The sequence below is a fragment of the Pseudomonas sp. TH08 genome (assembly GCF_016651275.1).
Lineage (GTDB): Bacteria > Pseudomonadota > Gammaproteobacteria > Pseudomonadales > Pseudomonadaceae > Aquipseudomonas.
The window spans coordinates 1255234-1276893 of sequence record NZ_JAEKEE010000004.1; the positions used below are offsets into that span (position 1 = coordinate 1255234).

Below are 21660 nucleotides of genomic sequence, written 5' to 3' on the forward strand. Positions count from 1 at the left end.
GACACCCGCCCCGCTCCAGCAGGCAGGGCATTTAAGCCAAGTTTGCGTCTGTAACGCCCGTGAGCCGTGGTGAATGGCCGAATATCAACCATGGGCATTTACCGTTTATCGGCTGTATGCGAGATTCACCGGCTGATAACTTTCCTTACAATTACTCGACTACAGTTTGCCCATGCCTGCCCAACTCAAGCGTCGCCTGTTCATTTTTCTACTGCTCGTCCTGCTGATTGCCGGGGGCTTCTTCGCCCATTGGTTTTTCAAGGGGCGCTTTTATGAAAGCACCGACAACGCCTATGTCCAGGGCGAAATCACCCGTGTGTCGAGCCAGTTGAGCGCGCGCATCGACGACGTACTGGTGCAGGACAACCAGCACGTCGAAAAAGGCCAGTTGCTGGTGCGCCTCGAAGGCGACGATTTTCGTCTGGCGGTCGATCGCGCCAATGCCGCGCTTGCCACTCGCGAGGCCGAACGCTTGCAGGCGCAAAGCAAGCTCACTCAGCAAGCCAGTCTGATCGCCTCCAGCGATGCACAAGTGGCGACCACCCAAGCAACCCTCGGCCGCTCTCAGATGGATTTGTCGCGGGCGGAAACCCTGCGCAAACCCGGCTACGTTTCCGAAGAGCGCGTAACCACCCTCGCCGCCGACGCCCACATTGCCCGCTCGCAAGTCACCAAGGCCCAGGCCGATGCGCAGAGTCAGCGCCAACAAGTGAACGCATTGAGCGCCGAAATCAAACGCCTCGATGCGCAGATCGCCAATGCCCGCGCCGATATCGCTCAGGCCCAACTCAACCTGACCCGCAGCGAAATCCACGCACCGATCAGCGGCCTGGTCGGCCAGCGCGCCGCACGCAACGGTCAGGTGGTCCAGGCCGGCGCCTATCTGCTGTCGATCGTCCCGGACGAAGACATCTGGGTACAGGCCAACTTCAAGGAAACCCAGATCGGTCATATGCAGCCCGGACAAAAAGCCGAATTGACCTTCGATGCCTACAGCGACACGCCGATCGAGGCGCGAGTCGACAGTCTGTTCGCCGCCTCCGGTGCGCAGTTCAGCTTGCTGCCACCCGATAACGCCACCGGCAACTTCACCAAAGTCGTGCAGCGGATTCCGGTGAAACTCACCTTCAAAGCCGATAACCCGTTGCGCGGCAAAATCCGTCCGGGCATGTCCGTCACCGCCACCGTGAACATCAAAGACGCCCCAGACGATGGCCGGTGATTCGCTGATCCGCCCGGTCGGCGAACCGACCCGGCGCGACTGGATCGCGGTAATGAGCGTGATGCTCGGCGCCTTCATGGCGGTGCTCGACATCCAGATCACCAACTCTTCGCTTAAAGACATCCAGGGCGCCCTGTCGGCGACGCTTGAAGAAGGTTCGTGGATTTCCACTTCTTATCTGGTCGCGGAAATCATCATGATCCCGCTGACCGCCTGGCTGGTGCAGTTGCTCTCGGCACGGCGACTGGCGGTATGGGTGTCGCTGGGTTTTCTGGTTTCATCGCTACTGTGCTCGATGGCCTGGAGCCTCGAGAGCATGATCGTCTTCCGCGCCATGCAAGGCTTCACCGGCGGCGCGCTGATCCCGCTGGCGTTCACCCTGACGCTGATCAAACTCCCCGAACACCACCGCGCCAAAGGCATGGCGATGTTTGCCATGACCGCGACGTTTGCGCCGTCCATCGGCCCGACGCTGGGCGGTTGGCTCACGGAAAACTGGGGCTGGGAATACATCTTCTACATCAACATTCCGCCGGGGCTGATCATGATCGCCGGGCTGATGTATGGACTGGAAAAGAAAGCAGCGCACTGGGAATTGCTCAAGAGCACCGACTACACCGGCATCCTCACATTGGGGATCGGCCTCGGTTGCTTGCAGGTATTTCTCGAAGAAGGGCATCGCAAGGATTGGCTGGAATCGAGCCTGATCGTGACACTGGGCAGCATTGCCCTGCTGAGCCTGATCACCTTTGTCATCGTGCAGATCTCCAAGCCAAATCCGCTGATCAACCTCGGCATTCTGCGTAATCGCAACTTCGGCCTGTCGAGTATTTCCAGCCTCGGCATGGGCGTCGGGTTGTACGGTTCGATCTATCTGCTGCCGCTGTATCTGGCGCAGATCCAGAACTACAACGCCTTGCAGATCGGCGAAGTGATCATGTGGATGGGCGTGCCGCAGCTGTTTCTGATTCCGCTGGTGCCGAAGCTGATGACGTTCATTTCGCCAAAATGGCTGTGCACTTTGGGTTTCGGGTTATTTGGCTTGGCGAGTTTTTCTTCGGGCGTGCTCAACCCGGATTTTGCCGGGCCGCAGTTCAATCAGATCCAGATCATTCGGGCGCTGGGGCAGCCGTTGATCATGGTGACCATTTCGCTGATCGCCACCGCTTATATCCTGCCGCAGGATGCGGGGTCGGCGTCGAGCCTGTTCAACATCCTGCGCAACCTCGGCGGTGCGATCGGCATTGCGCTGCTGGCGACACTACTGGATGCGCGGACCAAGACCTACTTCGATTATTTGCGTGAGGCGATTGTACCGACCAACCCGCAGGTGGCTGAGCGCATGGCGTCGATGACAGACCGGTTTGGCAGTGACACGGCGGCGCTGGGCAAGATGAGCGAGATCGTCCATCAGCAGGCGGCGATCATGGCCTACAACGATGCGTTTCACTTTGTCGGGATTGCGCTGGGGATCAGTATGCTGGCGATTCTGTTGACCAGGAAATTACCGCAAGGGCTGAAGGCTGGGGAGTCTCATTAAGAACGCGTTGCCGCCATTCGCGAGCAGGCTCGCTCCCACAGGGGATTTTTGAACGACACAATACCTATGTGGGAGCGAGCCTGCTCGCGAAGAGGCCAGATCAGGCAACAGAGATCAGACAGCCAAAAGCCGCTCGCGCAATTTGGCGATTTCATCACGCATCTGCGCCGCCGCTTCAAATTCCAGATCCCGCGCCAGCTGATACATCTTCTCTTCCAGCGCACGAATACGCTTGGTGATCTCGCTCGGCGAACGCAATTCGGCTTCGTACTTGGCGTTTTCCTCGGCAGCCTTGGCCATGCCTTTGCGCTTCTTGCTGCGCGAGCCCGGCACGGTGGCGCCTTCCATGATGTCGGCGACGTCCTTGAACACGCCTTTCGGGGTGATGCCGTTTTCGAGGTTGAAGGCGATCTGCTTGTCACGACGACGCTCGGTCTCGCCAATCGCCCGCTCCATTGAGCCGGTCATGCGATCGGCGTAGAGAATCGCTCGACCATTGAGGTTACGCGCCGCCCGGCCAATGGTCTGGATCAACGAGCGCTCGGAACGCAGGAAGCCCTCTTTGTCCGCGTCGAGAATTGCCACCAGCGACACTTCCGGCATGTCCAGGCCTTCGCGCAAAAGGTTGATCCCGACCAGCACGTCAAAGGTGCCGAGACGCAGGTCGCGGATGATCTCGACGCGCTCAACGGTATCGATGTCCGAGTGCAAATAACGCACGCGCACACCATGGTCGGCGAGGTAATCGGTCAGGTCTTCGGCCATGCGCTTGGTCAGCGTGGTGACCAACACCCGTTCTTCAATGGCGACGCGCTTGGAGATTTCCGACAACAAATCGTCGACCTGAGTCAGCGCCGGGCGGACTTCAATCTGCGGGTCGACCAGACCGGTCGGACGCACCAGTTGCTCGACCACGCGCCCGGCGTGCTCAGCCTCGTAGTTGCCCGGCGTTGCCGAGACGAAAATGGTCTGCGGGCTCACCCCTTCCCACTCATCGAAACGCATCGGTCGGTTGTCCAGTGCCGACGGCAGACGGAAGCCGTATTCGACCAGCGTCTCTTTACGCGAACGGTCGCCCTTATACATCGCGCCGACCTGCGGCACGCTGACGTGGGATTCGTCGATCACCAGCAAGGCGTCGGCCGGCAGGTAATCGTAAAGCGTCGGCGGCGCTGCACCGGCCGGGCGTCCGGACAGGTAGCGCGAGTAGTTTTCGATGCCGTTGCAGTAACCCAGTTCGAGGATCATCTCCAGGTCGAAACGGGTGCGCTGCTCCAGACGTTGGGCTTCGACCAGTTTGTTGTTACTGCGCAGGTATTCGAGGCGCTCCTGCAATTCGACTTTGATGTGCTCGATGGCGTCGAGCAGGGTCTCGCGCGGCGTCACGTAGTGACTCTTCGGGTAGAAGGTGAAACGCGGCATCTTGCGGATGACTTCGCCGGTCAGCGGATCGAACGCGGAGATGCTCTCGACCTCGTCATCGAACAGCTCGATGCGGATCGCTTCCAGATCGGATTCCGCCGGGTAGATGTCGATCACATCGCCGCGCACGCGGAACGTCGCGCGGGCAAAATCCATGTCATTGCGGGTGTATTGCAAGTCAGCCAGCCGGCGAAGCAGCGCACGCTGATCGAGTTTGTCGCCACGATCGACGTGCAGCACCATCTTCAAATAGGTTTCCGGACTACCGAGACCGTAAATGCACGACACCGTGGTGACGATGATCGCGTCTTTGCGCTCCAGCAGCGCTTTGGTCGCCGATAGACGCATCTGTTCGATGTGATCGTTGATCGACGCATCCTTCTCGATGAAGGTGTCGGACGACGGCACATACGCTTCGGGCTGATAGTAGTCGTAGTAAGAAACGAAATACTCGACGGCGTTGTTCGGGAAGAATGCCTTGAATTCGCCATACAGTTGCGCGGCGAGGGTCTTGTTCGGCGCGAGCACCAGGGTCGGGCGCTGTATCTGCGAGATGACATTGGCGATGCTGAAGGTTTTGCCCGAGCCGGTCACACCGAGCAACGTCTGGTGCGCCAGACCGGCTTCGATGCCCTCAACCAATTGGCGAATGGCTTCCGGTTGATCGCCGGCGGGTTCGAAGCGGGTGACGAGCTGGAATTCGGACATATACACCTCTGGGTCGCGGCGTTCCGAGCAAAGCGGAGCACCACGGGGACGACCGCAAACGACCGACGTCGCGCAAGAAAAAACCTGGATTGTGCTCAATGTGGTGGCGATTGCCTGACCTTTCAAGGCAAACGTCCTACATCGGGTAAAGAATCTGACACGGCCAATCGACTAACGGTCGAGAAATAATCGGAAAAACTTGGGGTAAAAGCCGAATCGCCTGTCGCCATTGCTCGCAGATGGCCTCTATACTAGCTCCCCGTTTGTGCACCGCTCTAGTGCATTCGGCTGGAGCGCCACACGTCCCTCCACTATCCATTCAGAGCCGCCGTAATAATGAGCCTGTTCTCCGCTGTCGAAATGGCACCCCGCGATCCAATCCTGGGCCTCAACGAAGCATTCAACGCCGATACCCGGACCGACAAGGTCAACCTGGGCGTGGGTGTTTACTGCAACGAAGAGGGGCGAATTCCACTTCTGCGCGCCGTAATCGAAGCCGAAACCGTTCGCGCTGCTCAGCACGCATCCCGTGGCTACCTGCCGATCGACGGCATCGCTGCCTACGACCAGGCTGTGCAAAAGCTGCTGTTCGGTAACGACTCGCCGCTGATCAGCGCCGGTCGCGTCATCACTACTCAGGCTGTCGGCGGGACCGGCGCACTGAAAATCGGTGCCGACTTCCTCAAGCAGCTGCTGCCTAACGCCGTTGTCGCGATCAGCGACCCGAGCTGGGAAAACCACCGCGCGCTGTTCGAAACCGCCGGTTTCCCGGTGCAGAACTACCGTTACTATGACGCTGCCACCCACGATGTGAACCGTGCCGGCCTGCTCGAAGACCTCAACGCCCTGCCGAACGGCTCGATCGTTGTGCTGCACGCTTGCTGCCACAACCCGACCGGCGTCGACCTGAGCCCGGCGGACTGGAACAACGTGCTGGAAGCGGTCAAGGCCAAAGGTCACGTGCCGTTCCTCGACATGGCTTACCAGGGTTTCGGTGACGGCATCGACGAAGACGCCGCCGCTGTGCGTCTGTTTGCTGAATCCGGCCTGACTTTCTTCGTATCGAGCTCGTTCTCGAAATCGTTCTCGCTGTACGGCGAGCGCGTTGGCGCCCTGTCGATCATCAGCGAATCGAAAGAAGAAAGTGCGCGCGTACTGTCGCAGGTCAAACGCGTGATCCGCACCAACTACTCCAACCCGCCGACCCACGGTGCAAGCATCGTCGCCGCTGTGCTGAACAGCCCGGAACTGCGCGCGCAGTGGGAAGCGGAGCTGGCGGAAATGCGCCTGCGCATTCGCGGCATGCGTGAGCAAATGGTCAGCCTGCTGGCGCAAAAAGCGCCACAGCGTGACTTCAGCTTCGTTGGCCGTCAGCGCGGCATGTTCTCCTACTCCGGCCTGACCACTGAACAGGTGCATCGCCTGCGCAACGAGTTCGGCATCTACGCCCTGGACACCGGCCGCATCTGCGTGGCTGCGTTGAACCAGAGCAACATCAAGGCTGTGACGGACGCGATCGTTCAGGTCATCTGATTTCACGGCGTGATGAAAAACGGGAAGCCTGAGTGCTTCCCGTTTTTTTATTCGTCACGGAAACTGCTCTACACCCTCTAAACTGCAAACAACTCAAAACTGTAGAAGCAAAGCTTGCTCGCGAAGGCGTCGAGTCAGCCGATGATAATGGCGACTGACCTGACGCCTTCGCGAGCAAGCTTTGCTCCTACAGGTTTTGTGTTTATCCGGGATTTTTGAGAGAAGCCAAATGAAAAACGACAACCTGCGCGCTGACCGTGATGACCTGGATGATTTCATCCCCCGCACCCCGGCCAAACGCGAAAAAAGCCTGGTGCTGCAAGTGGCGGCCGGGGTGTTTCTCGGTGGGCTGGCGTTGTGGCTGGTGCAACTGGCGGTGACGGCGGCCTACGCCAAACTGCTGCTCGGCACCCTTACCTTCGGCAGTTAAGCCAGTTCACTCGCGCGCTGACTGGCGGCATCGTCATAAGCGACATACATCGATTCGGCGATCTGGCTCTTGATCGCCTTGGCGCTTTCCAGACCGAGGACGAACCCTTCGGCCTTGCCGCCCGCACGGTTCAATTCTTCAACGGTGCTGGCCTGGGTGATTGCGTCGAGGAGTTTTTCGGCGTGGGGACCGACGCCTTTTGGCAGGCTGATTTGCGCGATGCTCATGCGAGCACCTCGTGGTTGCAGGATGAAAACTTCATGGCGCGTACCTTTTTCGGCGGATGGCCGGTAGCGCGTGTGACCACTTCCGGGCGGCCATGGTAGACCTCTGCTGCGATTCTGGTAACCGCCAATCGCTGACAAACCAGCGTTGATCCAGCCGAATCACTAAATTTCACAACTGACGCTTGACTTCTCTTTTTGAATCAGTAACATACGCACCAATTCCGCAATAGCTCAGTTGGTAGAGCAAATGACTGTTAATCATTGGGTCCCTGGTTCGAGTCCAGGTTGTGGAGCCAAATAGCAAAGCCCCTGAATCGAAAGATTCAGGGGCTTTTTTGTGGGCGCTCGAAAAGCTCACAGAACACCGATCCCTGTAGGAGTTGCCGAAGGCTGCGCTCTTTTGATCTCGAAATGAAAAAGGGCCGATCTGTTTAACAGGTCGGCCCTTTTCCATTCAGCTACCGCAGTCAGACATGCTCGCTGCTTTTCGCCTGCGCTTTCGGCGCGCCATGTCCATGGTCGTGATCATCCGGCTCGATCACCGGCACTTCATTACCATCGCAATCGCGCAGTTTACCTTCGCTGAAGTAATCGCCTTCACGCAGCGCCGCCAGATCACGGAAGCGCAAGGTGCGCTCATCCGCTGCGGCAAACACCGACTGTTGATCCGAGTTACCCGTGGTGAAGTGGTTGAACGCCAGGTTCAGCAGGATCGCCATGATCGCCGACGAGCTGATGCCCGAGTGGAAAATGGTCGCGAACCAGCTCGGGAAGTGATCGTAGAAGTTCGGCGCAGCAATCGGAATCATGCCGAAACCGATCGACGTCGCGACGATAATCAGGTTGACGTTGTTGCGGTAATCAACCTTCGACAGCGTGCGAATCCCGCTCGCCGCCACGGTACCGAACAGCACGATACCGGCGCCGCCAAGCACTGAAGTCGGCACTGCCGCGATGACCCGCCCCATGAAGGGCAGCAAGCCGAGAATCACCAGGAAGATACCGCCAGTGGCCACCACATAACGGCTCTTGATCCCGGTCACCGCCACCAGCCCGACGTTCTGGGCGAAAGCGCTTTGCGTGAACGAACCGAGAATCGGCGCAAACAGGCTCGACAGCATGTCCGCACGCAGACCGTTGCCCAAGCGCTTGGAATCGACCTTGGTGCCGATGATTTCACCGACCGCCAGAATGTCCGCCGAGGTTTCCACCAGCGTCACCATGATCACGATGCACATCGACAGGATGGCGGCAACGTGGAAGGTCGGCATGCCGAAGTGGAACGGCGTCGGGAAGCCGAACATAGGCCCCTGTGTAACACTGGAGAAGTCGGCCATGCCACAGACCACCGCGATGAGCGTGCCGATCACCATCGCCAACAGGATCGACAAGCGCGAGATGGTCGAACTGCCGATCTTGCTCAATACCAGCACCAACAGCAGCGTCACCGCCGCCAGCCCGATATTTTGCATGCTGCCGAAGTCCGGCGCATGGCTGTTGCCGCCCATGGCCCAGCGCGCGGCCACCGGCATCAACGTCAGGCCAATGGTAGTGATCACAATGCCAGTGACCAAGGGAGGGAAGAACTTGGTGATTTTCGAGAACACCGGGGTAATCAGTAAACCGATCAATGAGGCCGCCATCACCGCGCCCAGCACCGACTGGAAGCCACCCTCCCCGCCACTGCTGACGATCGCGACCATGGTCGCAACGCCGGCGAACGACACACCCTGTACCAGCGGCAACTGACAGCCAAAAAACGGTAGACCCAGGGTTTGCAGCAGCGTCGCCAGCCCCCCCGCAAACAATGAAGCAGCAATCAACAAACCAATGTCAGCCGGCGACAGCCCGGCCGCCTGACCGATGATCAGTGGCACCGCGACGATACCGCCATACATGGTCAGAACATGTTGCAGGCCGTAAGCCATATTCGCGCCGACCCCGAGATTTTCGTCCTCGGGCCGTTGGTGTGAAACATGGGGCGTTTTCATGGTGGGGGGTTCCCTGGTTTTTGTTATGCGCACACTGTATTCAATACTCGGGACAAATGTCCATAGAGTTGTATACAACTTATCAGTCACATAATGGATAGGTAGCCACCCAAGCTTCTATCCCGCGGCTTCCATCCCCCACAAATCCGGCAACACATCCCCTCCGGCGCCTACGCCCACCCCCACTACGCTGAAGTGTTCACGGCGACCGACGGTGCCGTCGCGCTGCTTTTATATACATATAAAGTATGCATAATGAAGTCAATTGACATTCAGTACGACAAAAGCAAGAACGCAGCCAACAAACTCAAGCACAAAGGTGTCAGCCTCGCCGAGACCGAAGCGGTCTTTCACGACGAACGAGCGCTGACGATTGAGGACAACGACCATGACGAACAACGCTGGATCAGCCTCGGCCTCGACGGCAGGGGGCGCTTGCTGGTTGTTACGTACAGTTACCGCGAGGCGAATGTCGTTCGAATCATTTCTGCACGTGTCGCCACACCGAGCGAGCGTTGCGCTTATTTTCTGGAGGCTTGACCGATGAAAGACGAATATGACTTCACCCAGGGCAAACGCGGCGCCGTAGCGTCCAGCAAGGGCAAAACGCGCATCACCATCATGCTTGACGATGCCGTCATCGAAGCTGCCCGCACGGTGGCCGAGAACGAAGGGTTTGGTTATCAGACGGTGATCAACAACACACTGCGCCATGTCCTGCTCGACACCGGCAAGCAGGAGCAGAACGAACAGCCGACGCCACTCGGAGCAGGCCTCACCGCCACCGACCTCAAAAGCCTTGAAAAAAAGCTCTCGGCAGCGGCCGGAGAGATTCGCCGGATGCTCGAGCCGGACGCCAAACCCTAGCCTCAGGCCGGCACGATCAGTCGTTCAAACGCGCGGCGTACTGACGGCTGGTCCGGAACGTGCAGATCGAACTCCGTAGTCAGCACATCGATCAGCTCATCGATGCTGGTCAATTCACGCCGCTCGCTATCAGCGCCCATGCGATGAATCGCAAAACTGCCGTTGTTAAGCGTGCGCCGCCAGCCATCGCCAGTACGCGCGACCATCAGGCGCTTGGCGAATGGTGAGTCCGGGTGGGTCGAGACGTACCAGTTGCCAATGGTGTAGTCGATGTCTTCCTGACGTTGCAGGTCGAACAGGTACATCGAGCGCCATTCACCCGCGACATTCGCCCGCAGCATGTAGCCATCGGCCTGTTTTTCGATGCGATAAGGTTCGTGTGGGGTAAGTTGTTCCGCTTCAGAGTCAAGAATCAGCGGTGCAGTCGGCACCATGCCACCGAACCCGACATCGGTGATGTAGCGCACACCATCAAGGATCACCAGGCTCAAGCGATGCGTGCGCGCTGTCCAGGTGCCTTCGGGTTGTGCCATGACTACTCGCCCACTGATACCCCGAGCGTCGAACCCCAGTTCCTGCAACAGCGCCAGAAACAGATTATTCAGTTCGTAGCAGTAACCGCCGCGGCCGTCTTGCAGAACCTTTTGCTCGACAGATTCGAGGTCGATCAACACCGGCTCGCCGCTGATCGTCGACAGGTTCTCGAAGGGAAAGGCGCCGGTGTGGCGCAACTGCAATTGACGCAGGGTCTGCAATGTTGGCGCCGGTGGTGCGTCGAAGCCCAGACGCTGCAGATAGAGATGCAAATGTGTCAGGCGTGGCTCGCTCATGGCTCAATCCTTTTGCATATGGCTGCGGATCGCTCCGCCGATGGCCGACATGTATACGGGATCAGTCACTGCTGACGACAATTGATTTCGCCAATCAACGCTATCGGCGCTTGCGCGAGCCGATGCGGATCCACGTTGGCGCATGGTCACTGGCATGCGGCTCATTGCGCACCCAGGCGTCTACTCCGGCCTCGTGCAAATACGGACTCAGCGCCGGGTTGAGTAATAGATGGTCGATGCGCAGCCCGGAATTGGTTTGCCAGTGTTGGCGGAAGTAGTCCCAAAACGTATAGAGCCGATCCTCGGGATACAGATGTCGCAGCGAATCGGTCCAGCCCTGATCGAGCAAACGCTGATAACACTCCCGGCTCTCGGGTTGCAGCAGTGCATCCTTGAGCCATGAGCGGGTGTTGTAGATGTCCATGTCGGTGGGCACGACGTTGTAGTCGCCGGCCAGCACCACCGGGTGATCGCTGCTTTGCAGGTCTTTTGCGTAGCTGATCAGCCGTTCGAACCACGCCAGTTTGTAATCGAATTTCGGCCCCGGCTGCGGATTGCCATTGGGCAGGTACAGGCAACCGACCAACACGCCGTGCACCGCCGCTTCCAGATAGCGGCTGTGCTTGTCGTCGGGATCGCCCGGCAAACCGCGCCGACTCTCCAGCGGTTGCGCATCACGGGCGAGAATCGCCACGCCGTTCCACGAGGCCTGGCCCTGCCAGATCGCGCCGTAGCCGGCGGCCTCCAGCTCCGCAGCGGGGAATGCACTGTCGACCATTTTCAGCTCTTGCAGGCAAGCGATGTCTGGTTGCTCACGCTTGAGCCAGTCCAGCAGGTTCGGCAAACGCGCGCGTAACCCGTTGACGTTGTAGGTGGCGATCCGCAGGTTTTTCATCGGCTGAGGCTCCTGCCCATGGGCTGTGAAAATTGTGACCTCGTGAACATCGTGGCGGTTGCATCGGATCAGCCTGCTGCGGCGTAATAGGCGCTCGCCATTCGCCTGCTCTGCCGAGACCTGAATCCCATGCAAACCACACTGCAAGGTCAGCGCATCCTTCTGCGCCCGCTTCAGTTTTCCGACGCCGACGCCCTGCTCCACGCGGCGGCCGATGGCGAGTTGTGGAACCTCACCGTCACCGTCGTGCCTTCGGCCAGCACCGTCGACAGCTACTTGCAAAAAGCGCTCGACGGCCGTGAAGCCGGGACGGTAATGCCGTTCGTCATCGTGCTGCGAGACAGCAACGAAGTGATTGGCTCAACGCGCTTCTGGAAGATCGACCCGCTCAATCGCAAGCTGGAAATCGGCAGCAGCTGGATTTCCGCAAGTTGGCAGAAATCTTTCGTCAACACCGAAGCCAAGTACCTGATGCTGCGTCACGCCTTTGAAGTGCTCGATTGCGTGCGCGTGCAATTCACCACCGACGAGAACAACCAGAAGTCACGTAACGCGATCCTGCGTCTCGGCGCGCAGCAGGAAGGCGTCGTCCGCCATGAACGGATCATGCCGGACGGTCGCAAGCGCAACTCCGTACGCTTCAGCATCATCGACGACGAGTGGCCGCAAGTGCGCCGCCACCTGGAACAGAAGCTCGCTGCTTACGCGTAACGCCAAGGTGTTCAGGCGCGATTGCGCAACCATTGCAAGAAGCCCTTTTTCGCCACGACCACCGGCACCTCTTCGGTCAGTGACTGGGCTTTGTGCAAACGGTAATCGAGCAAGGTTTTCATCGCATCGCTGATGTCGTGACGGGCATCGAGGCACGGCTTCAAGTAAGTCTTTTCGATGCGATACATGGCGCAGAAGGTTTTCGCGGCAAACGTCGCCGGCACCGACGTATCGGAAAGAATCCCCGCCTCGCCGATCACCTCGCCCGGGCCCATGCGGCCGGATTCGAACGGCGTGCCGTGCCGGGTCAGGGCTACCGTAACCACGCCGGACTCGATGATGAACAAATGATCGCTGACCTCCCCCGCCGCAAGGATGGTCTCGCCGGCACGGAAGGTTTGCAGGGTCATGTTCTGGCTGAAGGTTTCTTTCTCTTCCTGGCGCAGCGTCGAAAAAATCGGCGAGCTGTCGAGCAGTGCCCGAGGCCGCGAAAGGTTGGCCGGAACATTGGTTTCATTGCTCGACAGCAAACTGACGCCCGACGCCTGCAAGTGCCGATAGGCCAGATCGAACAGTTGATTGCGCACCACACGCTTCTCGCCCATCGAGGCGACGAAGCCACTGATCTCGTATTCCGCGCCGCTGCTGTCGGAGCTTTTCAGCGCCACACTTGGCGCTGGGGTGTCCAGCAACTGGCGACAGCCCTGCATCGCCCGCTCCAGCGCCTCGATTACCGAGTTGGGCCGCGCATGCGGGCTGACCTGAACGCTGACCGAAACGCCGAACATGTTGCTCGGCCGGCTGAAGTTGATGATCTTGGCTTTGGCTGCCAGCGAGTTGGGAATCACCGCCATGCTGCCCTGGCTGGTTTGCAGGCGCGTGGCACGCCAATCGATGTCAGTGACCCGGCCTTCGGTGCCGTCGATGGAAATCCAGTCATCCAGTTGATAAGGCTTGGTGGTGTTGAGGACGATCCCGGAAAACACGTCGCTGAGCGTGCTCTGCAACGCCAGACCGACGATGATCGCCAACGCACCGGAAGTCGCCAGCACACCTTTGACCGGCAGATCCAGCACGTAGGCAAGCGCCGCGATAATCGCGATGAGGAAAATCACCGCGCCGAGCAAATCCTGCAACAGCCGCCCGGTGTGGCCGACCCGCTGCATCATCACCGCACCGAGCAACACCGTCAGCGTGCGCGCACCGAACAGCCACCAGCCGATCTGCAACCCGGTCGCCGCCAGGTGCAAAGCCACGTTGTCGGCCCACGGCGCAGGCTCCATCGGGTTGAGGCCTTCGTTGAACAGCAGGACGCTGAACAAACTGAAAATCAGCACCCGCACCAGCAGTTTCCACTCGCTGCCACGGGAACTGATCAAGCGCCACAGACCGAGATCAAGAAGGATCAGGATCAACGCGCAAAACAACGGATGTTCGGTCAGCAGTGACAGCATCAAACAACTCCGACGGGAACCAGTCGCGAGAAGATCGCACAGATTGGGCTCAGTGTAGGAGCAATTGATTTCAGAGGATGAACACCCTCTCACTGGCAACAAAAAAACTGTAGGAGCTGCCGCAGGCTGCGATCTTTTGATTTTTAAAAACAAAGTCAAAAGATCGCAGCCTTCGGCAGCTCCTACAGGGGTTTGTATCAGCCGTGCATCCGGCCAAAGCGTCCGGACTGGAAGTCGGCGAACGCCTGGTGGATTTCCTGCTCGGTGTTCATCACGAACGGCCCGTGACCGACAATCGGTTCGTCGATCGGCTCGCCACTGAGCAGCAGCACCACCGCTTCCTGACTGGCTTCGAGGGTGAGTTGCCGACCATCGCGTTCGAACAACGCCAGTTGCCCTTGCTCCGCCGATTCCTTTCCATTGATCTGCACCGAGCCCTTGAGCACCACCAGTGCAGTGTTACGCCCTTCGTGCAGATCCAGCGTCAGCAACTTGCCGGCGTTCAGACGCAGATCCCACACATCGATTGGCGTGAAGGTTCGCGAGGGGCCTTTGTGGCCATCGAACTCACCGGCGATCAAACGCAGGCTGCCGGCGTTGTCCTTGAGCGCAATGCTCGGAATGTCGCCATCGAGGATCGTCTGGTAGCCCGGCGCGGCCATTTTGTCCTTGGCCGGCAGGTTGACCCACAACTGGACCATTTCCAGTTTGCCGCCGGTTCGGGCGAAGTTTTCCGAATGGAATTCTTCATGGAGAATTCCCGAAGCCGCGGTCATCCACTGCACATCGCCCGGGCCGATGGTGCCGCCACTGCCGGTCGAGTCGCGGTGCTGCACCTCGCCGTCGTAAACGATCGTCACGGTTTCGAAACCACGGTGCGGATGCTGACCCACGCCACGGCGTTCGGTGGTCGGGGTGAATTGAGCCGGACCGGCATGATCGAGCAACAGGAAAGGGCTGATGTGCTGGCCCAGGTTATCGTAGGAAAACAGCGTGCGAACCGGGAAACCATCGCCGACCCAATGGCCCCGCGGGCTGGTGTAGATACCGATGATGTTTTTCATGGTTGTCTCCAATGGGGTAAGTGACGCGATGGATTAAGCATAAATCCACAACCATTAATGCACTAGACCGCAAAAATCGCCCTCAGCGTTCCATGAGGAGAACAGTCAGCCATGATCCGGTTCTGAGTTCTGCAAAAGATTCATGACCTGCGGGCAAAGGTGCTTTGTCTCACCGACGGTTTTTCTCATGGATGCAGACGCGGATACTCCTGCCCATTCCCACTGCAACCCTGGAGTCCACAATGTCTGTTCCCGCCTTCGGCCTCGGTACCTTTCGCCTGCAAGGCCAGGTCGTCATTGACTCGGTGAGCACCGCCCTCGAACTCGGCTACCGGGTCATCGACACCGCACAGATCTACGAAAACGAAGCCGACGTCGGCCAGGCCATCGCCGCCAGCGGCATCCCGCGCGAAGAGTTGTTTATCACCAGCAAGATCTGGGTGGCCAACTTCGCCAGGGATCGTCTGATCGACAGCCTCAAAGAGAGCCTGCAAAAACTGCAAACCGACTACCTCGACCTGACGTTGATCCACTGGCCATCGCCGGACGATCAAGTACCGGTCGAAGAGTTCATGGGGGCGCTGCTGGAAGCCAAGCGTCAAGGTCTGACCCGAAAGATCGGCGTGTCCAACTTCACCATCGACCTGATGAAACAGGCCATCGCAGCCGTCGGCGCCGATAACATCGCGACCAACCAGATCGAGCTGCACCCGTACCTGCAAAACCGTCAGGTGGCCGAGTTCGCCCACAGCCAGGGTATTCAAATCACGTCGTACATGACCCTTGCTTACGGCGAAGTGCTGAAGGACCCGTTGATCAAACAAATCGCCGAACGCCTGCACGCTACTCCGGCACAGGTTACCCTCGCCTGGGCGATGCAATCGGGCTACGCGGTGATCCCTTCTTCAACCAGGCGCGCCAACCTGCAAAGCAACCTCGGCGCCAGCGCACTGACATTGAGTGACGCTGACATGGCACTGATTGCTTCGCTTGAGCGCGGCCATCGTCTGACAAGCCCGAAAGGCATCGCACCGCACTGGGATTGATTGTTCAGGCCTGAAGACGTTGCGCGAGACCCTGCATGACCTCGCGCAATGCATCGACGCTCATGACCAGCGCGACACCTTCACCATCCCGGCAAGCCTGTTCGAGGTCGGCGCATGCAGACACTACCCGTGCCGCGCCGACCATTTGTGCACCGCCCTTGATGTGATGCGCCAGATCGCGTAACCCTTCGCGGTCATGCTCATGGTGCAGATTGTCCAGTCGCTGCAGATCATGGTGCAGGCTGCTCAGCACTTCCCCGCGCAGATGCTCGATCAGTGAGTGATTGCTGCCCGCCATTTGTTCCAGCGTACTCAGATCAATTTCTGTCAGTGGATCTTCCTCGATCGGCTCGACCTCTATGTCGCAACGACTGGCGCCATTCAACGCCTGCTGCAAATCGTGCAAGCGAATCGGTTTGAACAGGCATTCGTCCATGCCGGCTTCGAGACAACGCAGCTTTTCTTCAACCTGTGCGTTGGCGGTAAACCCGAGGATCAGACAAGGTGCCTGCCCGCTCGCAGCCTCTTCCTCACGAATGGCCACAGCCAGTTCGTAGCCATTGCGCCGGGGCATGTTGCAGTCGGTGATCACCACATCGAACGGCTGTGCCCGCCAACGCTCCAGCCCTGCATGACCGTCCTCGGTATCAACCGTGCGGTGGCCGAGTTCACTTAACTGCCAGCAGAGCAACAAACGGTTAACCGGATGGTCGTCGACCACCAGAACGCTCAGTGAGCATCCGCCAGCGTCCGGTGTTGCAACGGGCGCAGGTGCTTGCGCGAGTGCGGCCAGCAGCGGCAGTTCGAGACTGACTTCGACTTGCGTTCCGTGACCTGGCTCGCTGTCCAGGCGCAACGCACCGCCCATCATTTCGCAGAGACTGCGACTGATCACCAGGCCCAGCCCGGCGCCGCTGCGCAGCGGTTGCGCGGTATTGCTCGCTTGCACGAACGGACTGAACAAGCGCTGCCGATCCTGCGCGCTGATGCCTATTCCGCTGTCCTCGATGAAAACCTTCACCGCCACGCGCTCGGCGCAGGTCACCGTCAGCGCAAGTCGCAGACTCACCTCGCCCTGTTCAGTGAACTTGATGGCGTTGCTCAGCAGGTTCGATAGCACCTGCTTGAAGCGCGTCGGATCAATCAACACATCGACGTCGCTGCATGCATCGAGCTCGATGTGCCACAGCAGGCGCTTCTGCCGCGCCAGTCCCTCGAACACCCGGCAGACCGACACCACCAGTTCACGCAGATTGACCCGTTCAGGGGCCAGGGACAGATGCCCGGTTTCAATCCGTGCGATGTCAAGAATGTCGCCGATCAATGCCAGCAATTGTTGCCCGGCGTTGGAGGCCACTTGAATCGCCAGACGATCGGTCACGCCCTCCTCGGCCCGTTTCAAGGCCAGTTCGAGCATGCCGATCAACGCATTCATCGGTGTGCGGATTTCATGGCTCATGGTCGCCAGAAACGTGGTCTTGGCCCGGTTGGCGTCATCTGCCGCTTCCTTGGCTTGCTGCAATTGCTGCAACCACTGCTGACGCTGACGGATCTGCCAGCGCTGAAATCCGATCCAGCCCAGCGCCAGCACCAGCAAGCCCGCCGCACCGGCAAATCCGAGGATTATCTCGCGGCGATGACGCAGCCAGTAGCTGTCATCGACCACCACATCATGGCTCCAGCGTTCAACCAATTCGTCCATCTGCTGCGGAGCGATGCTCAGCAGGGCCTTGTTCAGGATCGAATTCAACGCTGCAGCCTGCGGCGCAGTGGCCAGTGCAATACGTGCCGGTTGATCACCGACGGTGCTGATGATGCGCAAACGCTCGCGGTAAAGACGGGCGATCAGGTAACGCGCCACCAGCAATGAGCTTACGGTGGCGTCAGCCTGTCCCTTGGCAACCATTGCCATGCCTTCGGCGGGGCTCGCGACTTCGATGAAGCGTATTCGCGGTAGGCGCTGCTGCAGGTATTCGCGCAACGGGTGACCGCGATAAATGGCCAGGCGTTTGCCCGCCAGATCGTCAAGATTGCGTGGGCTCTGCGCAGTCGTTGCACCGACCAGCACGAACGGATTGTTCAGATAGGCGCGGGTGAATTGCAGTTCGCTTTCCCGCTCACTGCTGGGTGTCACCACGGGCAGCACATCCAGTTCACCGGCCTGCAACTGCACAATCTGGCGATCCAGTGAGACGCCACGGACGATGTCGAAATTCAATCCGCTGCGTTGACTGATCAGGCTCAGCAGTTGCGCCGACAACCCGCTGAATCGGCCATCGGCATCAAAAAAGTCAGCGGTGCGAAGTCTTCGATGCCGCCCACGCGCACCACCGGATGTTGATCCAGCCAATGCTGTTCGGCGGCACTCAATTGCACCCGTGCCTGCCCGGCCATTTCGGCAGGTCCGGCACTCCAGCGCAGCTCTATGCGGTGTCGCTGGCTCATGGGAATGCTGGCCAACGCCTTGTCGACAAGGCGTTTGAGGCGCGCCTCGCTCCGCAACATCGCAAAGCCGAACGCGTTGGCATCAAGCCCTGCCGGTCCCGCCAGATGCAAGTCGTTGCGATAATTGGTGTTGATCAAATAGTTGGCACTGATGAAGTCACCCAGGTACACGTCATCGGCGCCGAATGCCACAGCGCCGAGAGCGTCCATCGCCGAGGGGTAACGTTGCACGCTCGCCTCGGGGTAGAACGCCTGCACGGTCGCCAGTGGCAGATAATCCTCGACCATGGCTACGCGCTTGCCCGCTAGGTTCGCGGGCAAGGTTTCATCGAGCCTCGTCACCAGCATCGGCTGATCTTCAGCGTAGGCGCGGGACAGAATGAACGCGGGATCGGCTGTCTCGAAACTGTTCGACGTTCCCAACAGATCGAGGTCGCCACGCTTGAGTGCCGCCATCACCAAATCCCGGTTGGCAAAGCGCCGCACTTCAATACCGGTGCCGAGCAGTTGCGCCAGAAGGTCAGCGTAATCGGCCGTGAGCCCTTCCAGCTCATGCTGATTGCGGGTGATCTCGAAAGGTGGGTAATCGGGCCCGGAAATGCCCATGCGCAATAGCGGATGCTGGCGCAGCCATTGCCGATCCTGTTCGTCCAGACGAACCTTGATATTTTCCACGCTGGCGCGGGTCAGCACCTCCAGCACCTGTGGCGCTTCATTGGCCCAACAAGAAACCACGAGGCTCAGCCACAACCCGCAAACCTGAACGCCGCGGATCATGACCGGCCGCTCAGATCAAATGATTGCGCTTGGCGAAATCGCGCAAGTGCACCGCTGAACTCACCCCGAGCTTCTTCATCAGACGGGTTTTGTAGGTACTGATGGTCTTGTGGCTCAGGTGCATCTCCTCGGCAATCGCCTTGTTGGCCTTGCCCTGGCCCAGTTGCTCGAAAATGTTCAATTCGCGATCGGAGAGCTGGTCGATCATTTGCTTTTCCGTGGTTTGCACGGCATTCAACGTGCTGACGTTGTCCGGCATCGCGGAAAAATAGGTGTAACCCGACATCACCGCCTGAATGGCTTTGTGCAGTTGTGCCAACTGATTGGTTTTGGTCACGTAGCCCATTGCCCCGGCGCGCAGGCAGCGCTCCTGGTAAAACAGGGGATCGTGGGAACTGAACACGAGGATGCGACAGTCAAAGTCGTTGACTCTGATGCGGGTCAGAACTTCCAGGCCATCAAGTGTCGGCAAACGCAGATCAAGCACTACCAGTTGCGGTTGGTGCTCGCGGAGCAATTGCAAGACTTCTCTACCGCTGGATGCCTCGTAGATCTCACTGAAGCGCTCCGCTTCCAGCACGAGTCTGACGGCGGCGCGCACCACCGGATGATCGTCGACGATCAGCGCTGACTTCATGAACACTCCCAGGGCAGACTCTGACGATTAGGCCACCGGCGTGGATTGATCCGGACTCAGTGGCTGCGCAGAGACTGTTACATGGAACGGGAAGGGATTCACCTGTCAGATCTGACAGTTGCGGTCAGCGCACTTCTATGCATACGCCCGGCGTTGTACGGTTTGCTCGGGCTTCCACTGCGCAACGTCGACGTGAGCCATCAAGTGCCTGATTGCCTGTTCATTGGGCAACGGCGCATGACTGATCAGCACATTGTCCTGAGCGAAAGCTGAAAACACCTGCAACGGTGCCGAAGGATCGTTGTAGATCAGGGCATGACGCACCTGCGGGTTATCGAGGAAGAACGCCGGCAGCTCCAGCGAGCCCGCGGCCAGTTCAGCGTTGATGACCACTACGTCGAACGGTTCACAGCCGTACTCCACCAGCGTCAATAACTCGAGGAGGCTTTGCACGGGCGCAATCCGGTAGTACTCAAGGGCATTGAATGAACGTTCGATTTTCATCCGGTTGAAATGCTGCGCGTCAGCGATCAGGACACGCAGGGTTTTATTGATCATGGTCGATCTCCAGAGGGACAGGGTTCTGAGTGCGGCAAGACTACGCAAGCTCAACGGCAGGTTCTGTAGGACTTTTCCTAAAAAGCTGATCGATCTTCCGAGACCCGACGGGCACTGCGCTGTTGCAGCCAATGCAACAAATCGCTCCCGGCCATCGGTCGTGCGTACCAGTAGCCCTGCCCCTGCGTGCAGCCCAGCGCGAGCAATTCACGACGCTGCGCATCGGTTTCGATGCCTTCGATGACCACGGCCATGCCGAGGGTTTCGCCGAGCGCCAGGGTGCTGCTGATCGCCGCCCGGCAACGCGGTTCGTGCTCAAGGTTGCGCACGAAGTCGGCGTCGAGTTTGATTTCGTTGAACGGCAGCTGACACAAGCGTTGCAACGAAGAAAACCCTGCGCCGAAGTCGTCGATCGACAAACGGCAGCCCATCATGCGCAGGCGCACCAGGTTTTCGAAGCTGGCGGCCGGTGCTTCCAACAAGCCGCTTTCGGTCAGTTCAAACGTGAGGCCGGAGCCTTGCGCGGCATGGCGCGAAAGAATGTTTTTGAGGGAGGCCGTCAGCTCTGCGCTGGCTAACTGCACGGCTTGCAGATTGAACGCCAGGTTCAAGACGAAACCCTGCGCGCGGGCGCTTCGCTGCACCTTGAGGGCTTGATCGAGTTGCAAAAACAGCAGCTCGTCGAGCAAGCCACAGCGTTCCAGTACCGGTACGAACAGCGCAGGTGCGATGATTCCGCGAGTCGGATGCAGCCAGCGACAGAGCACTTCCACCCCACAGATTTCACCGCTGCGCAGGTTGAATTTTGGCTGATACCAGGCGTGCAATTGCCCATCCGCCAGAGCCCGGCGCACCGACTCCTCGCTGGCCATAGCGACCGTCGTCGGCGGGCATTCGCCGATGCTTGAGCCGCTGACAAATCTGTTCAGCAGATCGGCCAGGACTTGCGCATGCAACGGTTTGCCGACATCACCCAACAGGTCCAGACCGAGCAGCCTGACCATTTGGTGCACCGCAAGGCGCAAATCGGCGGACAACGAACTGCTGATGATGATCGACTTCACTTGCCCGGAAGCGCCCACCCGTTGGAGGAATTCCAGGCCGTCCATGCCCTCCATTTGCAAATCGCACAGCGCAATGTCGACGCTGCCGATTTCATCCAGCAGCGCCAGCGCCTGTGCACCATCGCTGGCTTCGAACACCTCGTGGCAACCCAGGCTTTGCAACATGCTGACCGCAACCGCACGCTGGAACGCATGGTCTTCAAGCACTAAAACGCGCAGCGGCAATCTGCACATGAGCG

At 59.1% G+C, this 21660-nt stretch carries 18 protein-coding genes, 1 tRNA gene and 1 pseudogene; 9 read left to right on the plus strand and 11 right to left on the minus strand.

The features are described 5' to 3' along the window. Positions 1-172 precede the first annotated feature (172 nt). Positions 173-1222, plus strand: a complete 1050-nt coding sequence (locus tag JFT91_RS22725) for an HlyD family secretion protein (protein WP_201227179.1) — start codon at positions 173-175, stop codon at positions 1220-1222. Next, positions 1212-2762, plus strand: coding sequence for an MDR family MFS transporter (locus JFT91_RS22730; RefSeq protein WP_201233916.1), 1551 nt, complete (start codon positions 1212-1214; stop codon positions 2760-2762). Before JFT91_RS22725 ends, JFT91_RS22730 begins: the two co-directional genes overlap by 11 nt. A 114-nt stretch (positions 2763-2876) precedes the next feature. Here the strand turns inward: JFT91_RS22730 and uvrB are convergent, their stop codons facing one another. Then, positions 2877-4892, minus strand: coding sequence for an excinuclease ABC subunit UvrB (gene uvrB / locus JFT91_RS22735; protein WP_008083013.1), 2016 nt, complete (start codon positions 4890-4892; stop codon positions 2877-2879). A gap of 336 nt (positions 4893-5228) precedes the next feature. On the opposite strand from uvrB, the gene JFT91_RS22740 reads away from it, so the two are divergent. After that, positions 5229-6425: an amino acid aminotransferase gene (locus JFT91_RS22740; protein WP_201227181.1), complete on the plus strand. Its 1197-nt coding sequence runs from the start codon at positions 5229-5231 to the stop codon at positions 6423-6425. A gap of 229 nt (positions 6426-6654) precedes the next feature. Then, the gene (locus tag JFT91_RS22745; RefSeq protein WP_201227182.1) at positions 6655-6855 is read left to right on the plus strand and encodes a hypothetical protein; all 201 of its coding nucleotides are present in this window, start codon (positions 6655-6657) and stop codon (positions 6853-6855) included. On the opposite strand, the gene JFT91_RS22750 is transcribed toward JFT91_RS22745, so the two are convergent. After that, entirely contained in the window at positions 6852-7082 is a 231-nt protein-coding gene (locus JFT91_RS22750) for a hypothetical protein (protein ID WP_201227183.1), read from the minus strand. The two genes, JFT91_RS22745 and JFT91_RS22750, sit on opposite strands and share 4 nt — an antisense overlap. 220 nt (positions 7083-7302) lie before the next feature. On the opposite strand from JFT91_RS22750, the gene JFT91_RS22755 reads away from it, so the two are divergent. Then, positions 7303-7378: transfer RNA gene (locus JFT91_RS22755), tRNA-Asn, on the plus strand. Positions 7379-7549: 171 nt separating this feature from the next. Here JFT91_RS22755 and JFT91_RS22760 read toward each other — a convergent pair. Next, entirely contained in the window at positions 7550-9073 is a 1524-nt protein-coding gene (locus JFT91_RS22760; RefSeq protein ID WP_201233917.1) for a nucleobase:cation symporter-2 family protein, read from the minus strand. Positions 9074-9328: 255 nt separating this feature from the next. Between JFT91_RS22760 and JFT91_RS22765 the strand changes: the two genes are divergently transcribed. Beyond that, positions 9329-9613 (plus strand): BrnT family toxin, encoded by a 285-nt coding sequence (locus JFT91_RS22765; protein ID WP_201233918.1) that lies wholly within the window; start codon positions 9329-9331, stop codon positions 9611-9613. Between the two features lie 3 nt (positions 9614-9616). After that, on the plus strand, positions 9617-9940 hold the full coding sequence (locus JFT91_RS22770; RefSeq protein ID WP_201233919.1) for a BrnA antitoxin family protein: 324 nt from the start codon (positions 9617-9619) through the stop codon (positions 9938-9940). Between the two features lie 2 nt (positions 9941-9942). On the opposite strand, the gene JFT91_RS22775 is transcribed toward JFT91_RS22770, so the two are convergent. Together JFT91_RS22775 and xth are read right to left on the minus strand one after the other, a co-directional pair. After that, entirely contained in the window at positions 9943-10770 is an 828-nt protein-coding gene (locus JFT91_RS22775; RefSeq protein WP_201233920.1) for an arylamine N-acetyltransferase family protein, read from the minus strand. 100 nt (positions 10771-10870) lie between these two features. Then, a complete protein-coding gene (gene xth, locus JFT91_RS22780) occupies positions 10871-11665 on the minus strand; it encodes an exodeoxyribonuclease III (protein ID WP_201233921.1) in 795 nt (264 codons plus the stop codon). 129 nt (positions 11666-11794) lie between these two features. Here xth and JFT91_RS22785 point away from each other — a divergent pair, with 129 nt between their 5' ends. Next, a complete protein-coding gene (locus JFT91_RS22785) occupies positions 11795-12376 on the plus strand; it encodes a GNAT family N-acetyltransferase (RefSeq protein ID WP_201233922.1) in 582 nt (193 codons plus the stop codon). A gap of 11 nt (positions 12377-12387) precedes the next feature. Here the strand turns inward: JFT91_RS22785 and JFT91_RS22790 are convergent, their stop codons facing one another. Together JFT91_RS22790 and JFT91_RS22795 are read right to left on the minus strand one after the other, a co-directional pair. Further along, positions 12388-13830 (minus strand): mechanosensitive ion channel family protein, encoded by a 1443-nt coding sequence (locus JFT91_RS22790; protein WP_201233923.1) that lies wholly within the window; start codon positions 13828-13830, stop codon positions 12388-12390. Positions 13831-14027: 197 nt separating this feature from the next. After that, complete coding sequence (locus JFT91_RS22795; RefSeq protein ID WP_201233924.1) at positions 14028-14894, minus strand: pirin family protein; 867 nt, start codon at positions 14892-14894, stop codon at positions 14028-14030. 242 nt (positions 14895-15136) lie between these two features. On the opposite strand from JFT91_RS22795, the gene dkgB reads away from it, so the two are divergent. After that, positions 15137-15940 carry a 2,5-didehydrogluconate reductase DkgB gene (dkgB, locus tag JFT91_RS22800; protein WP_201233925.1) on the plus strand — a complete coding sequence of 268 codons (804 nt, stop codon included), beginning with the start codon at positions 15137-15139 and terminating at the stop codon, positions 15938-15940. Between the two features lie 4 nt (positions 15941-15944). On the opposite strand, the pseudogene JFT91_RS22805 reads toward dkgB, so the two are convergent. From JFT91_RS22805 to JFT91_RS22820, 4 genes and pseudogenes are all read right to left on the minus strand, one after another. Continuing rightward, a pseudogene (locus JFT91_RS22805) lies at positions 15945-19162 on the minus strand (transporter substrate-binding domain-containing protein). A 10-nt stretch (positions 19163-19172) separates the two neighbouring features. Beyond that, a complete protein-coding gene (locus JFT91_RS22810) occupies positions 19173-19799 on the minus strand; it encodes a response regulator transcription factor (RefSeq protein WP_201233926.1) in 627 nt (208 codons plus the stop codon). Positions 19800-19934: 135 nt separating this feature from the next. Then, complete coding sequence (locus JFT91_RS22815) at positions 19935-20357, minus strand: chemotaxis protein CheY (RefSeq protein WP_201233927.1); 423 nt, start codon at positions 20355-20357, stop codon at positions 19935-19937. A gap of 77 nt (positions 20358-20434) precedes the next feature. After that, positions 20435-21655 carry an EAL domain-containing response regulator gene (locus JFT91_RS22820; RefSeq protein ID WP_201233928.1) on the minus strand — a complete coding sequence of 407 codons (1221 nt, stop codon included), beginning with the start codon at positions 21653-21655 and terminating at the stop codon, positions 20435-20437. Positions 21656-21660 lie beyond the last annotated feature (5 nt).